Origin of the sequence: Clostridium vincentii, from assembly GCF_002995745.1 — a bacterium.
Lineage (GTDB): Bacteria > Bacillota > Clostridia > Clostridiales > Clostridiaceae > Clostridium > Clostridium vincentii.
Window position 1 is genome coordinate 49,293 of the sequence record NZ_PVXQ01000015.1, and the last position, 15,411, is coordinate 64,703.

The following is a 15,411-nucleotide window of genomic DNA, read 5'->3' on the forward strand; positions in this document are numbered from 1 at the left end:
TTCCCCCCTACTTTGTCCTTCCTACTAAAATATAAGAGCCTTCTTTTTCTTGGCATATCTCTACCATATCCTTATTTAATTCTCTAGCTATTATCTCCTGGACCTTAGGTCCACAAAAGCTACCTTGACATCTCCCCATACCAGGTCTACATCGTCTTTTAACACCATCAACTGTAATATTTCCAAAGGATCTATGTATCGCATCTATAATTTCACCTTCAGTAATATTTTCACATCTACAAATAATCCTTCCATAGGTACTATCTTTTTTTATCAGCTCATTCTTTTCTTCATCATTAAGTTCCATAAATACCACTGATTTTCTAGATCCTTTGAAATCCTTATTCTTTTGAACCTTAAGCCCGGAATCTTTCAATAATTTAATTACTTCTAAAGCAATAGCTGGAGCTGAAGATAACCCTGGCGATTTCATTCCAGCTGCATCAATAAATCCTTTTACATCCTTAGCTTCTTCAATTATAAAATCTCCCCTATCTGAGGTTGCACGAAGACCAGCAAAGGTTCTAATTGATTCTCTAAAATTTATATTATCAGTTGTTTTAAGTGCAGCTTCTTTAATATTATTCAAAGCTTTTGCTGTAGTTCTTAGATCTTCCTTGTCTTCTATATCAACTGCATTTGGACCTACAATAAGATTACCATGGATTGTTGGAGTAACTAATATTCCCTTTCCGCATTTAGATGGACATTGAAATAGAGTATGCTTAAATAGTCTTCCTTGGCTTTTATCTAGAACATAATACTCTCCCTTTCTTGGAATAATAGTAAATTCTTTTTTACATATTAAGTCGTGAACCTTATCTGCATATAATCCAGCAGCATTAACAATATATTTACTTTTTAGAATTTCCCCTGAGGACAGAGTAATTTTGAAATTTTCATCCTTTTCAATTTTTATTACTCTAGAATTCAGTAATATTTCTCCCCCATTTTCTACCCCATTTTCAGCTAATGCAATGGTATATTCATAGGGACTTACAATGGCTCCTGTTTTAGCATATAAAGCCCCTAAAACCTTCTTAGATACATTTGGTTCCATTTCTAAAACCTTTTGCTTATTAATTATTTCAAGGCCGGTTACCCCGATTAATAATCCATTCTCATATAATTTTTTTATATTTATCATGTCTTCATCTGAAAATGCTAATACTAAAGAACCATTTCTCTTAAAGGATATCTTTAATTCTGCGCAAATATCTTCAAATAAAATATTTCCCTCTAAATTGAGTTTTGCCATAAGAGTCCCAACCTTAGGATCATAGCCTGCATGAACTATAGCAGAATTAGCTTTAGTTGTTCCAACCGATACATCATTCTCCATATCAACCATGGTAACCTTTCCATTATATTTAGTTAGTTCTCTAAATATAGATGTTCCTATAACTCCTGCTCCAATTATTATTACATCCTGCATCTTTACCTCTCCTTATAAATCCATCTATTACTCTTCCCACAACTTAGCTCTTTCAACAGCCTTTTTCCAACCCTTATATAACTTTTCTCTTTCTTCGCCTTCCATTCTAGACTCATATTCCTTTGCAAGAAACCATCTTTTAGCAAGTTCTTCTTTATCCTTCCAAAAGCCTACAGCAAGACCAGCTAAATATGCCGCACCAAGGGCTGTAGTTTCTGAAATAATAGGTTTCAATACATTAACATCCATAATATCCGATTGAAATTGCATTAAAAAATTATTACTACTTGCTCCACCATCAACCTTTAAGTTTACAATTGGAATACCAGAATCAATCCGCATAGTTTCTAATAAATCCTTTGATTGATAAGCTATAGATTCTAAGGCAGCTCTAATTATATGATTTTTATTTGATCCTCGTGTTAATCCAAATATTGCTCCTCTAGCATACATGTCCCAATAGGGAGCTCCAAGACCTACAAATGCTGGAACTAAGTAAACACCACCATTATCCTTTACCTTCTTTGCACACTCTTCAGTATCAGCTGCGTTACTAATAAGTTCTAATTCATCCCTTAACCATTGAACAACTGCTCCACCTACAAAAACTGACCCTTCTAAGGCATATTGAACCTTATTATCTATCCCTATAGCAATTGTTGAGAGTAACCCATTCTTACTTTTAATTAGCTCATCCCCTGTATTCATTAATAAAAAGCACCCAGTTCCATAGGTATTTTTTACATCTCCTTTATTAAATGCAACTTGCCCAAAAAGAGCAGCTTGTTGATCCCCAGCCATACCCGCAATTGGCACCTCATCTATTGTATTTCCATCTTCATTTAAGTACCCATAAATCTCAGATGAATTTTTAACCTTTGGTAACATTTCTTTAGGTATATTAAGTTCATTTAATATCTTATCATCCCATTTAAGATTCTTAATATCATAAAGCATAGTCCTTGATGCATTAGTATAATCTGTTGCATGGACCTTTCCTTTAGTTAGTTTCCATAGTATCCATGTATCTACGGTTCCAAATAGTAATTCTCCTCTTTTTGCTCTTTCTCTAGAACCTTCTACATTGTCCAATATCCACTTTATCTTGGTTGCTGAAAAATAAGCATCAGGAATTAACCCTGTAGTTTCTTTTATATATTCTTCAAATCCTTTTTCCTTAAGTCTATCTACAATATATGCTGTTCTTCTGCATTGCCAAACAATAGCATTATAAATCGGTTGCCCAGTTTTCTTATCCCACACTATAGTAGTTTCCCTTTGATTTGTTATTCCTATTGCTGCAATGTCCTTATAATAAATGTTAGCCTTTGCCATAACCTCTTGAAGGACCCCATATTGACTGGCCCATATTTCCATAGGGTTATGTTCAACCCAGCCTTCCTTTGGATAAATTTGATTAATCTCCTTTTGACTAATTCCTATTATATTTTGATCTCTATCAAAAATCACAGCTCTTGAGCTTGTAGTTCCTTGATCCAAGGCAATAATATACTCTTTCATAACTATCACTCCAATTTTTTCCTATATAATTATATAGTAGCATATTACTCTACCTCTTTCTAATGTATAAAAAAAAGGTAAGATGGAGACCATCTTACCTTTTTTCTGTAGAATTTTCTATATTTCTTTATACATTTATTTCGCTATGAACTTCAATTGCGTCTTTATTTGCTTCTATTATTGGAGCTACATATTCTTCAATAAATTCTATAACTTGATTTGGAGCTCTTCCAACAAATTTTGTAGGATCTATTATATCTATTATTTCTTTCTTTGAAAGATTAAATGAACCATCTTCTATAATTCTTTTAATTAAATCATTATCAAGACCTTCACCCTTAACTCTTTGTGCTGCTGCCATAGAATGTTCTCGGATTTTCTCATGAAGTTCTTGTCTGTCTCCACCTCTTTTAACTGATTCCATCATTATGTTCTCAGTTGCCATAAATGGTAGTTCATTATTAACATGAGCTGCTATAACCTTATCATATACAACCATATTTTCAGCTATGTTAATATATAAATTTAATACCCCATCTAAAGCTAAGAAAGCCTCAGCTACTGCTATTCTCTTATTTGCTGAATCATCTAATGTTCTTTCAAACCATTGAGTTGCAGCTGTAATTGCAGGGTTTAATGAATCTATTATTACATATCTAGCTAAAGAACTTATTCTTTCACTTCTCATAGGGTTTCTCTTATATGCCATAGCTGATGATCCTATTTGATTTTTTTCAAATGGTTCTTCAACTTCCTTCATACTTTGTAACAACCTTAGATCATTTGAGAACTTATAAGCGCTTTGAGCCACTTCAGATAATGTGTTAAGTACAATTGAATCTAACTTTCTTGGATAAGTTTGACCAGTTACACCATAGCTTTTTTCAAAGCCCATATTTTTTGCAACCATGGTGTCTAGTTTCTTAACCTTTTCTTCATCTCCGTCAAAAAGAGTCATAAAACTTGCTTGAGTACCTGTCGTTCCCTTAACTCCTCTTAGCTTTAATGTAGATAAAACATGGTCTATATTCTCTATATCCATTACTAAATCTTGCATCCAAAGACTAGCTCTCTTACCAACAGTTGTTAACTGTGCAGGTTGAAGATGAGTAAACCCTAAGGTTGGCATATCCTTATACTTCACTGCAAACTTACTTAATCTATGTAAAACAGTTACAATCTTCTTCTTAGTTAATAGTATTGCGTCTCTCATAATTATTACGTCTGTATTATCACCTACATAACAGCTTGTAGCACCTAGGTGTATTATTCCTTTTGCACTTGGACATTGAAGTCCATAAGCATATACATGACTCATTACATCGTGTCTTACTTCCTTTTCTCTCTTAGTTGCTTCATCATAGTTAATATCATTTATATGAGCCTTAAGTTCGGATATTTGCTCATCTGTAATATTTAAACCTAATTCTTTTTCAGATTCTGCTAAAGAAATCCAAAGCTTTCTCCATGTTGAAAATTTCATATCATCAGAAAAAATGTAGCTCATTTCCTTTGATGCATATCTTGAGTTTAATGGTGAACTGTATAAATTTCTCATTATAGACCTCCATACGAATATATTCATTAAATTTGTTTATATCATTCGTATTATATCATAAGAAATAAAATCTTTCATGTTTATTTAATAAAAGTGGTTCACATAGTAATATTTATGGAATGAAAACATATAAATTAATAACGAAATATTTTTATTAAGGAAGTGAATTATATGTATAAAGTGACTATTATAGATAAGATTTCTTTTCTGTTCTGCATTCTAGGTTGCTTAATTTTAGGCTTAGTAGGACTTTTTAATTTTAATGTTGCCATTTTTCTTACTGGGGGCTCTATATTTTTACAAAGAATAATATATACATTGGTTTTTTTAGGATGCATTGATATTATTATTCTACTTTTCAGATGTGGCTTTCTAGTAACTGAAAAGTGATTTTTAGTTACATATCATAAATTTTTTTTCTAGAAAGCAAAAAAAGGTTCCAAATGGAACCTTTTTTTTAATTAATCTTCAAGATTTTGAATTAGCTTTGCAATTTCTTCAGCAGCTAGTGCTTCGTCATCGCCGTTAGCTATTACATTAATTAATGAATCTTTAGTAATTGCTAATGATAAAACTCCAATTAGACTTTTTACATTTGCTTTTTTACCGTTAAATTCAATGCTTACATCGGACTTAAAAGATGAAGCCTTCTTAACTAATAACGTTGCTGGTCTAGCATGTAAGCCAGTACCATTCTTTACTAAAACTTCTTTTGAAACCATTATGTTCACCTCTTTTTATATACTTGAGTATCTACTTAACTTTTATAATTATATAGGACTTTCAAAATAATTTCAATACTTTTTTTCCTTATTCATTACAATTAATTTCCATATATCGAAATTAGATTTGATTTTGTTAATACTTGTAATAGATTGTCTTTTAAATTATTATAATTTTTTATATTTAATAAAAAAAGGACACATTTTGAAACCAAAATGTATCCTTTAACTTTCTATTATTTTGCAAAATCAACAGCTCTGGTTTCCCTGATAACATTGATTTTTATTTGACCTGGGTATTCTAATTGTTCCTCGACGCTCTTAACAATATTCCGTGCTAGTTCAACTGCTCCGAGATCGTCAATATGATCTGGTTTAACAATAATTCTAATTTCTCTACCAGCTTGAATCGCATATGACTTCTCTACACCTTCATAAGAATTTGCAATTTCTTCCAACTTCTCTAAACGTTTGATGTACGCTTCTAGTGTTTCTCTTCTAGCTCCTGGTCTAGCAGCTGATATAGCATCTGCCGCTTGAACCAAAATAGCTTCAAAAGATTCCATCTCTACATCTCCATGATGAGCTGCAATAGCATTTACTATCACCGCAGATTCATGATACCTTTTAGCTATATCTCCTCCAATTAGAGCATGAGGCCCCTCTTGTTCTTGATCAACAGCTTTACCGATATCATGTAGCAAACCAGCTCTTTTAGCTAGAGTAACATCTAAACCCAATTCTGACGCCATTAAACCAGCTAAATATGAAACTTCTATGGAATGCTTTAAAACATTTTGTCCATAACTAGTTCTATATTTCAATCTTCCAAGTAATCTAACTACCTCTGGATGTAATCCATGTACTGAAGTTTCAAGAGTTGCTTGTTCTCCTTCTTCTTTAATATCATTTTCCACATCTTTTTTGGCTTTTTCAACCATCTCTTCAATTCTAGCTGGATGTATTCTTCCATCAACTATTAACTTTTCCAACGCCATTCTAGCTACTTCTCTTCTAATTGGATCGAAGCTTGATAAAATAACTGCTTCTGGAGTATCATCTATAATTAAATCTACTCCCGTTAAAGTTTCAAGGGTTCTAATATTTCTACCTTCTCTACCTATAATCCTACCCTTCATTTCGTCATTAGGTAAAGCAACAACATGAACAGTTGACTCGGATACATGATCTGCAGCACATCTTTGAATAGCTGTAGTTACAATTTCCCTCGCCTTTTTATCTGCTTCTTCTTTTGCTTTACTTTCGATGTCCTTAATCATTAAGGCTGCTTCATGAGTAACTTCTCTCTTAATTTCTTCTAATAAGATTTGTTTAGCTTCTTCCCCTGTAAGACCAGCTACTCTTTCTAATTCTTCTCGTCTTTGGTTTGTAAGTTCTTGAATCTTAGTTTCCTTATTATCGACTTCAGCTAATCTCTCATTTAATGCATCATCTTTCTTTTGAAGAGAATCACTTTTTTTGTCTAATGCCTCTTCTCTTTGTATTAATCTTCTTTCAAGCCTTTGAATTTCATTTCTTCTTTCACGTGAATCCCTATCCAAATCAGTTCTTAATCTATGAACCTCTTCTTTCGCTTCTAGTATAGATTCCTTATTAGTAGCCTCTGCTTCTTTTTTAGCAGCTTCTAATTCAGTTTTCGCATCTTTTTCTAGTGATTCAAGTTTCTTTTTTGATGTTGTTTGTATGCCTTTGTATAGGATTACTCCTGTAACACCAAAAACAAAAATATATATTATAGCCATTATTAAATACGTTGTTTGCACGTAAACACCTCCTACTTTTTTTTCATTTATTTATTACAATAAATATTACTGCGTAGTAGGAGTCATATCCTTTCACTGAATAATAAGAATATGATAAACCAGTATTTGTTATTATTTTATCTGAAAAATAGAATTATGTCAAGTTACACAACTATGAACAAATATGATGTAAATATATACTATTTTCATCTGTTTACTTCATTTTTCTCTCCATTATTAATGTAAACTTGACATTTTTCTTTAAATTTTTCAATAATATGTTTAATTAAATTCTATTTTTTTGCCTTAGCCTCTTCTTTAACGACTTTAGCTTCTTCTTTTGCAGCTTTAACATCTTCTTTTATAGCCTTAGCATCTTCTTTTACTACCTTAACCACAGCTAAAGGAAGTTTATATTTTGCTCTAATTTGATTTTCTATATCTAAAGCTACTTCAGGATTATCCTTTAAATAAAGCTTAGCATTTTCTCTTCCTTGTCCTAACCTGATTTCTCCATATGAAAACCATGATCCACCCTTTTGAACAATACCTTCCTTTACACCTACATCTACTATATTACCATTTCTAGAAATACCCTCATTGTACATGATATCAAATTCTGCTATTTTAAATGGAGGTGCAACCTTATTTTTTGTAACCTTAATCCTAGTTCTATTTCCTATAATTGCATCCGCGGATTTTATTGAATCGATACGTCTAATATCTAATCTAACAGAGGCATAGAATTTTAAAGCTCTTCCTCCAGTAGTAGTCTCAGGACTACCAAACATAACACCAATTTTTTCCCTTAATTGATTGATAAAAATAGCAACACAATTAGTTTTACTAATTGCTCCTGCTAATTTTCTCAAAGCTTGGGACATAAGTCTAGCTTGAAGACCCATATGAGAATCTCCCATTTCCCCTTCAATTTCAGCCCTTGGAACTAAGGCTGCAACTGAATCGATTATCAATACATCTATAGCTCCTGAACGTACTAAAGCTTCTGCAATTTCAAGACCTTGTTCTCCTGTATCTGGTTGAGATACTATTAAACTTTCTGTATCAACACCAATTTTCCTTGCATAACTTGGATCTAAAGCATGTTCTGCATCAATAAATCCTACAGCTCCACCATTTTTTTGTGATTCTGCTGCTATATGTAATGCAATAGTAGTTTTTCCTGAACTTTCAGGCCCATATATTTCTATTATTCTTCCTTTAGGTACACCACCAATTCCCAAAGCTATATCTAAATCTAAACATCCTGTAGAAATAGCATCAATGTTTAAATGGCTATCCTCTCCTAATCTCATAACTGACCCTTTACCAAATTGCTTTTCTATTTGACCTATGGCATTTTCTATTGCCTTTAATTTATCTACATTAATCTTACTCATTTATTTACACCTCTTTCTTTCATTCCGAACCTATGTTCTATCCATATTATAAGCCATGAATTTTATATAGTCAACATTAAATACTATTATATTCCATTTAAAATTTGAATACTTTTATAAGTCTATCCAATATACCATATAATAAACATAAATTTCCAATTAAAAAGAGGCCTTCTTAATTGAAGGCCTCTAAATATTATTTATCAGTGGATATATTATGCTTATTTTTGTTAAAATAATCATAGCCAGATACTAAAGTAATAATAACTGCTCCATATAAAAACCACTCTGGTACATATTCAAAAAATAATTTAAAAAACTCTACATTTGTTACTAAATCCGTTAAATAAGAAGATGCCGATATATTCAATTCCAATAACAAAAGTATAATTGCTATTATTTGTATAACAGTCTTTAGTTTACCCCACCAACTTGCAGCAATTACCTTACCATCTGATGCTGCAATGGTTCTTAATCCTGTTACAGCAAATTCACGTGCTATAATAATCATAGCAGCCCAACCTGGAACCACTTGAAGTTCTACTAACGATATTAGTGCAGCTGTTACAAGGAGCTTATCTGCAAGGGGATCCATAAACTTCCCAAAGTTAGTAATTTGATTTCTACTTCTTGCAATATATCCATCTAGCTTATCTGTTAAGGAAGCTAATATGAATATACCCGTTGCAATGAACGTGCCATATGGAATATCCTTAACTGCTATAAATAATAAAAATACAGGAACTAAAAACATCCTTCCTATAGTTAATTTATTGGCAAGATTCATAAGCTACAACTCCTATTAAATCATATTCTGTACAATCATTTATCTTTACTTTTACAATTGTACCTTTACTTATTTCTATACTACTTTTAAAAAACACATTACCATCAATGTCAGGAACCATTTCATAATTTCTTCCATAGTAATATTCTCCATCATATCCTTCAACAAGAATATCATAAACATTATTAATTTTCAATGCATTTTTTTCTTGTGATATTTCTTTTTGAAGAAGCATAATTTCTTTTTCTCGAAAAGCCTTTGTTTCTTCTTCGATTTGATTTTCCATAATAGCTGCCGGAGTTCCCTCTTCTCTTGAATATTTAAAAACTCCAACTTTCTCAAGTCTATATTCCTTTACGAAATTCTTAAGTTCCGTAAACTCTTCTTCATTTTCTCCAGGAAATCCAACAATTAAAGTAGTTCTTAATGTAATATTTTTAACTCTATCTCTTAAACTAATAATCTTTTTTATTATATCCTCTTTAGTTGTCTTTCTTCCCATAAGTTTTAATATTTTATTACTAATATGCTGAATTGGTAAATCAAGATATTTTACAACTTTAGGATTTTGTGAGATTTCGTCTATAAGCTCATCGTATATTTCTTCTGGATAGCAATAAAGCACTCTAATCCACTCTAATCCATCTATCTTTGCTAATTCCTTTAATAAAATATGCAATCTTTTTTCTCCATAAATATCACTACCATAAAGAGTTGTATCCTGTGCTATTAAAATTAATTCCTTAACGCCCCTGTCACTTAATGATTTCGCTTCATTTATAATATTATCCATTTCTCTACTTCTAAACTTCCCTCTAATTTTAGGTATTATGCAATATGTACAGAAATTATTACACCCTTCTGCTATTCGAATATATGCTGTATGGCTATCTGTAGTTAAAATTCTTTCACCTTCATTAATGTTTTCATCAGAATAATTAACTTCGATAGATTTTTTTTCATTGTTTATATAATCATTAATAAACTCGTTTATTTTCTTATAATCATTAACCCCCAGCATTATATCTATTTCTGGCATTAACTCTGTTAAGTCCTTACCATATCTTTGAGTTAAACATCCAGTTGCAATCAGCAATGTACAATTATAGTCTTTTTTATATTTTGCCATTTCAAGTATAGTATCTATAGATTCCTGCTTTGCGGTTTCAATAAAACCACATGTATTTACTATAATTATATCCGCTTCCTTCGCATTATTTGTTATTTCATATTCCTTATTCATGGATGCTAAAATAATTTCTGAATCTACTCTATTTTTATCGCAACCAAGACTTACCATTCCCACTTTATATTTTTTCAAGTCAAAATCCTCCTGCTATTCTCTATCTAGATTAAAAGTTTATAGAATTATATTTTATAACTCTTTCTACTGTATTACAAGGTAATTTTAATTATCTTCCTGCGAATTACCTATCAATTGATCCTTTGTTACCAACACTTGTCTTGGCCTACTTCCATCCTTAGAAGATATAATTCCTCTCTCTTCTAATTGATCCATAATTCTAGACGCCCTATTAAATCCTACTCTAAGCCTTCTTTGAATAAAAGATATAGATGCTTGTTCAAAGTCAACCACTAAATTAACAGCTTCTGAAAGAAGTTCATCAGTGTCCTCTCCTTCTTCAACATACTTGTCGTCAGTTTCTTTGTTGATATGCTCAATTATAGATTCTTCATATATAATTTCCTTTTCATCATTTTTAATAAAATTAACAACACTTTCTACTTCCTCTTCTGATATAAAACAGCCTTGAACTCTAAGCGGCTTATTTTCTCCCACAGGTGAGTAAAGCATATCCCCCTTACCAAGAAGTTTTTCAGCCCCTCCAGTATCTAAAATAGTTCGTGAATCTACTTGAGATGATACAGAAAAGGATATTCTTGATGGAATATTGGCCTTAATTACACCTGTGATAACATCCACAGAGGGTCTTTGGGTTGCAATAACAAGATGCATCCCCGCAGCTCTAGCCATCTGTGCTAGTCGTCCAATATAATCTTCAACATCATTTGGGCATACCATCATTAAATCTGCAAGCTCATCTACTATTATTACTATATAGGGTAGCTTTTTATCTATAGTCCCCTTATCAAGCAGGCCATTATAGGAGTCAATATTTCTAACACCCATCTCAGCAAACAAATTATATCTCTTTGTCATTTCATTAACTGCCCAATTAAGAGCTGCTGCTGCTTTTTTAGGATCTGTAACCACAGGTATTAATAAATGGGGTATTCCATTATAGACATTTAATTCTACAACTTTTGGATCTACCATTAAAAGTTTAACCTCATCTGGAGTATATTTATATAATATACTTATTATTAATGAATTAATGCATACGCTCTTTCCAGAACCAGTTGCTCCTGCAATAAGAGTATGAGGCATTTTACTTAAATCTCCAATAACGCAAGCTCCAGCTATATCCTTGCCTAGTGCAAAGGCCAACTTATTAGTTGAATTTTGAAACTCATTAGAATCAAGAACTTCCCTTAGAAATACCGGAGTTTGCTTTTTATTAGGTACTTCTATCCCCACAGCCGCTTTCCCTGGAATTGGAGCTTCTATCCTAACTCCAGAGGATGCAAGTCCTAAAGCAATATCATCTGCTAAATTTACTATTTTGCTTACTTTAACTCCAGGACTTGGCTGAATTTCATATCTTGTTACAGAAGGTCCCTTTGTTACCTGTGCAACCTTTGCATCAACACCAAAGCTACCTAATATTTCTTCAAGTTTACTTGCGCTGTTAATCAATTCTTTCTTATCCTCACTATTTAACTTAGTTGTACCATTAATATTTAAAAGATCAATTTTAGGGAATATATACTCCTTTATCTCTTGAATTTCCTTACCTTCACTAATAGTCGCATCAATTTCCTTATTAACCACATCTTTTATATTATTATCTAACTTACCTTTTTTAGTAGTTCTCTCTGGAAACTCCATATTATCTACAAAGTCACTTATTGGCCTATCTAGATTTTCTTCAATAGCTAGTTCAAACTCACTATCTTCATCAACGTTTGAATTCTTCATAAAATCTAATATCTTAATCTTATGATTTACTCCCTTTAAGAATTCATCCTTAGATTTATCTACTTCATCACTCTTTGTAAGAACCTTAATATAATCATCTTTATTCTTATTCTTATTCTTATTCTCTGAAACTTTCTTTTTAGCTTTTTCTTTTTCTCTGAATTCCATACCTTTAATTTTAGCCATTTGTCCAGCCTTCAAAGGTGAAAAGTTAAATACTAATATACAAGAAATTATTATTAAAGCTCCGTAAAGAATATAAGAACCTAACCCTCCTATAAATTTATATAATGGAAAAGCTATAACATATCCTATTACTCCTCCATTGAGATCTCTTTTCCCATCAGCTACAGCATTAATTAAATCCATAAAGTTATTTCCAAAATTATTAGGAACTTCTTTTCCTTGAATATAGATTGTCCCAAAAATTAAAATTATTACGCCTATAAATATAGTTAGCCCGTGAAAGTTTTTCCCAAGTGAAATATTGCCTCTTCCTTTAAAATAATTATATCCTAGATATAAAAGATAAATTGGAAGTATGTATGACCCTATTCCAATTAATAGATGACAAATTTTCTGAGCGAAGCTTGATAAAAATCCTGCAAGATCTGTATATATAGCAATTGAGCTTAATAAGCCAATGGCAATAATTATAATTCCTTTTATCTCCATTTTACTGGTTTGGTCGTCATCTGAAGATTTTTTATTATTTTTTCTTTTATTCTGTCTGTTCACTAAAATCACCCCACCCTAGTTATTTCTCCACAGTTTATTTATTTCCTCTTATTAAAGAGAAAAAATAGGGTAATACCCTATTTTTTATTACTCTTTTCTATTACTCTTTTCTATTACTCTTTTCTATTAAAGAATTAAGTTTTGCTAAGGCATTACTTATTCCTCCAACTTCATTAATAAGTCCACAATCTACAGCGTCCTTTCCAATAAGCATAGTTCCTACGTCATTTAGCAACGCATCTGTCTGCATCATAAAATTATGTAAATCTTCATGGGATACACTTGATGTTCTAACTATAAAATCATCAATTCTCTCCTGCATCTTTTTAAAGTATTGGAAAGTTTGATCTACACCTATAATAAATCCATTCATACGTACTGGATGAATTATCATAGTAGCTGAAGGGGTAATAAACGAATAGTCCGATGAGGTTGCAAGTGGAACCCCTATAGAGTGTCCTCCACCTATTACAATGGAAACTGTAGGTTTCGAAATTGAGTTTATCATTTCAGAAATAGCTAAACCCGCTTCCACATCTCCACCTACTGTATTTAATACTATTAGGACACCTTCTACCTCATCATTTTGTTCCATAGCTATAAGTTGCGGTATTATATGTTCATACTTAGTAGCCTTTGTTTGCGGCGGTGATACCATATGTCCTTCTATTTGCCCAATTATAGATAATACTTGTATCTTTTCATTAGGCGAAGCCATAGACGTATTACCAAACTCCTTTACAGCCTTCATCTTTTCTTTATTCTCTTTTATTTCTTCTTCCTTATCTATTTTCTTTTTATCGTTCATAAAATATTCCTCCTGTACATTTTTATTTTGCTCAGGAGGATTTATTTTATACTATTTATTATTATAATTTAAAAGTTTTGTGCAATGCATTAATTGCCTGCTCCAAATTCTTTGTATGAATTAAACACCATATAGTCATGTGAGAATCTGCAGTTTGTAGTACTTCTATATTATTCTCATAAAGAGATTTATAAATTTTAGCCATAACTCCGGGTATTCCTCTCATGCCTGCGCCTACTAAAGATATAGTACTACAATTTTCTTTGATATCATAGACAATATTTAATTCTTTAAATATTTTAACTACCTTATCCTTCATAGAAGATTCAACAGTAAAAACTTGTGTTTTCGGAAAAATGTTTATTAAATCCAAAGAAATTTTATTATCAGCTATTATTTCAAGCACTTTTGTATAATTTTCATTTTCCCAATTATCATCTAATTTAATCGCTATTTGGACCCTATTATTCTGGCTTGTAATACTAGTAATGAGCCTTTTATTGTTTTTATCTCCAATTGAATTAATTATAGTTCCTTCACACTCATTCATAGTGTTCTTTATAATTATTGGTATATTTCCTATTTTTGCTATTTCAACAGCATTAGGATGAATAACCTTAGCCCCATGATCCGCAAGTTGAAACACCTCATCATAACTTAAAATATTTATTAACGATGCGTCTTTAACTATCCTTGGATCTGCAGTCATTACTCCATCAACATCTTTATATATCTCAATACACTGAGCTTCTAGTGCTACTCCTAGTATGGCGGCTGTAGTATCACTTCCACCTCTACCTAGTGTTGTAAAAAATCCATCTTTAGTCATTCCTTGGAATCCTGCAACTACCGGAACCTTCCCTTGAGTTAAAATATCTAAGATTTTTTTATCATCCACATCTATTAATGATGCATTACTAAAATTATTATCAGTTATTATTCCTGCCTGACCTCCAGATAAAGAGATTGACTCTATGCCCAACAACTGTAACTCATTACAAAAGATAACTGAGCTTATAATTTCTCCACAGCACATTAATAAATCTGTTGCTAATTTATTATCTTTTTTCATTTTATCATCTATAAGACAAAGGAGTGTATCAGTTGCATAAGGTTCCCCATATCTTCCAATAGCTGATACAACAACTACAGGGCTAAAGCCTTCCTTAATAGCTTTCGCCACTTTTTTAATTGCATTTACTCTTTTCTCTTTTGATGATATAGAGGTTCCCCCAAATTTTTGTATTAATATATTCATGTACTCACCCCTAATATTAAAGAGTTGCCCTTTTTATTTGATTTTCCTCTGCATCTAAGATAATAGTATGTGACCCAATTTTTTTTACACATTCCCAAGGAATTTCCAAAAAGTCTTTAGACCCACCAAAAAATCCAAGCTTCCCACTCCCTAGGTTTACTATTAGGAATTTTATGTTACCTTCATCATCAATTACAAGGTCATTGTTTTGAAGATAGTCATATTTTTCTCCATCGTTTATATTAATAAGTTCGTATTTACCCAATTCACTTAATAACTTAATATTACCTTCACTACTCATAAAAATATTACCTCCTAATTCGTCTACATAATTATTATGCAATTAGGAGGTAATGTATT

Annotated in this window: 13 protein-coding genes; 1 reads left to right on the forward strand and 12 read right to left on the reverse strand. The window is 31.7% G+C overall.

Annotation, left to right across the window (positions count from 1 at the left end; translation table 11 throughout):
* Window positions 1-7: 7 nt before the first annotated feature.
* The 3 genes from CLVI_RS08395 to purB form a co-directional block, all read right to left on the reverse strand.
* Window positions 8-1,435: an NAD(P)/FAD-dependent oxidoreductase gene (locus CLVI_RS08395; protein WP_106059678.1), complete on the reverse strand. Its 1,428-nt coding sequence runs from the start codon at window positions 1,433-1,435 to the stop codon at window positions 8-10.
* Between the two features lie 27 nt (window positions 1,436-1,462).
* Window positions 1,463-2,956: a glycerol kinase GlpK gene (glpK, locus tag CLVI_RS08400; protein ID WP_106059679.1), complete on the reverse strand. Its 1,494-nt coding sequence runs from the start codon at window positions 2,954-2,956 to the stop codon at window positions 1,463-1,465.
* A gap of 127 nt (window positions 2,957-3,083) precedes the next feature.
* Window positions 3,084-4,514 (reverse strand): adenylosuccinate lyase, encoded by a 1,431-nt coding sequence (gene purB / locus CLVI_RS08405; RefSeq protein ID WP_106059680.1) that lies wholly within the window; start codon window positions 4,512-4,514, stop codon window positions 3,084-3,086.
* 171 nt (window positions 4,515-4,685) lie between these two features.
* Here purB and CLVI_RS08410 point away from each other — a divergent pair, with 171 nt between their 5' ends.
* Window positions 4,686-4,904, forward strand: coding sequence for a DUF378 domain-containing protein (locus CLVI_RS08410; RefSeq protein WP_106059681.1), 219 nt, complete (start codon window positions 4,686-4,688; stop codon window positions 4,902-4,904).
* Between the two features lie 71 nt (window positions 4,905-4,975).
* Here CLVI_RS08410 and CLVI_RS08415 read toward each other — a convergent pair whose 3' ends face one another.
* The 9 genes from CLVI_RS08415 to CLVI_RS08455 all read right to left on the reverse strand — a co-directional run bounded on the left by CLVI_RS08415 (window position 4,976) and on the right by CLVI_RS08455 (window position 15,352).
* Complete coding sequence (locus tag CLVI_RS08415; RefSeq protein WP_106059682.1) at window positions 4,976-5,236, reverse strand: HPr family phosphocarrier protein; 261 nt, start codon at window positions 5,234-5,236, stop codon at window positions 4,976-4,978.
* 236 nt (window positions 5,237-5,472) lie between these two features.
* Window positions 5,473-6,999 (reverse strand): ribonuclease Y, encoded by a 1,527-nt coding sequence (gene rny, locus CLVI_RS08420; protein ID WP_106059699.1) that lies wholly within the window; start codon window positions 6,997-6,999, stop codon window positions 5,473-5,475.
* A gap of 293 nt (window positions 7,000-7,292) precedes the next feature.
* Entirely contained in the window at window positions 7,293-8,399 is a 1,107-nt protein-coding gene (gene recA / locus CLVI_RS08425) for a recombinase RecA (RefSeq protein WP_106059683.1), read from the reverse strand.
* Between the two features lie 196 nt (window positions 8,400-8,595).
* Complete coding sequence (pgsA, locus tag CLVI_RS08430; RefSeq protein WP_106059684.1) at window positions 8,596-9,186, reverse strand: CDP-diacylglycerol--glycerol-3-phosphate 3-phosphatidyltransferase; 591 nt, start codon at window positions 9,184-9,186, stop codon at window positions 8,596-8,598.
* Window positions 9,170-10,507 carry a 30S ribosomal protein S12 methylthiotransferase RimO gene (gene rimO / locus CLVI_RS08435; protein ID WP_170065632.1) on the reverse strand — a complete coding sequence of 446 codons (1,338 nt, stop codon included), beginning with the start codon at window positions 10,505-10,507 and terminating at the stop codon, window positions 9,170-9,172. Before rimO ends, pgsA begins: the two co-directional genes overlap by 17 nt.
* An 87-nt stretch (window positions 10,508-10,594) precedes the next feature.
* On the reverse strand, window positions 10,595-12,985 hold the full coding sequence (locus tag CLVI_RS08440) for an FtsK/SpoIIIE family DNA translocase (RefSeq protein ID WP_242980628.1): 2,391 nt from the start codon (window positions 12,983-12,985) through the stop codon (window positions 10,595-10,597).
* A 100-nt stretch (window positions 12,986-13,085) separates the two neighbouring features.
* The gene (locus CLVI_RS08445; protein ID WP_106059685.1) at window positions 13,086-13,793 is read right to left on the reverse strand and encodes a ClpP family protease; all 708 of its coding nucleotides are present in this window, start codon (window positions 13,791-13,793) and stop codon (window positions 13,086-13,088) included.
* A 61-nt stretch (window positions 13,794-13,854) separates the two neighbouring features.
* Window positions 13,855-15,051, reverse strand: a complete 1,197-nt coding sequence (gene dapG / locus CLVI_RS08450) for an aspartate kinase (protein ID WP_106059686.1) — start codon at window positions 15,049-15,051, stop codon at window positions 13,855-13,857.
* Window positions 15,052-15,067: 16 nt separating this feature from the next.
* Window positions 15,068-15,352, reverse strand: coding sequence for a YlmC/YmxH family sporulation protein (locus tag CLVI_RS08455; protein ID WP_106059687.1), 285 nt, complete (start codon window positions 15,350-15,352; stop codon window positions 15,068-15,070).
* Window positions 15,353-15,411 lie beyond the last annotated feature (59 nt).

Bases quoted from the DNA above. Each gene is read 5' to 3' on its own strand.
- dapG (WP_106059686.1), bottom strand. From the start codon at position 15,051: ATGAATATATTAATACAAAAATTTGGGGGAACCTCTATATCATCAAAA.
- CLVI_RS08415 (WP_106059682.1), bottom strand. From the start codon at position 5,236: ATGGTTTCAAAAGAAGTTTTAGTAAAGAATGGTACTGGCTTACATGCT.
- CLVI_RS08445 (WP_106059685.1), bottom strand. From the start codon at position 13,793: ATGAACGATAAAAAGAAAATAGATAAGGAAGAAGAAATAAAAGAGAAT.
- rny (WP_106059699.1), bottom strand. From the start codon at position 6,999: ATGGCTATAATATATATTTTTGTTTTTGGTGTTACAGGAGTAATCCTA.
- recA (WP_106059683.1), bottom strand. From the start codon at position 8,399: ATGAGTAAGATTAATGTAGATAAATTAAAGGCAATAGAAAATGCCATA.
- CLVI_RS08395 (WP_106059678.1), bottom strand. From the start codon at position 1,435: ATGCAGGATGTAATAATAATTGGAGCAGGAGTTATAGGAACATCTATA.
- purB (WP_106059680.1), bottom strand. From the start codon at position 4,514: ATGAGAAATTTATACAGTTCACCATTAAACTCAAGATATGCATCAAAG.
- glpK (WP_106059679.1), bottom strand. From the start codon at position 2,956: ATGAAAGAGTATATTATTGCCTTGGATCAAGGAACTACAAGCTCAAGA.
- CLVI_RS08410 (WP_106059681.1), top strand. From the start codon at position 4,686: ATGTATAAAGTGACTATTATAGATAAGATTTCTTTTCTGTTCTGCATT.
- CLVI_RS08455 (WP_106059687.1), bottom strand. From the start codon at position 15,352: ATGAGTAGTGAAGGTAATATTAAGTTATTAAGTGAATTGGGTAAATAC.
- pgsA (WP_106059684.1), bottom strand. From the start codon at position 9,186: ATGAATCTTGCCAATAAATTAACTATAGGAAGGATGTTTTTAGTTCCT.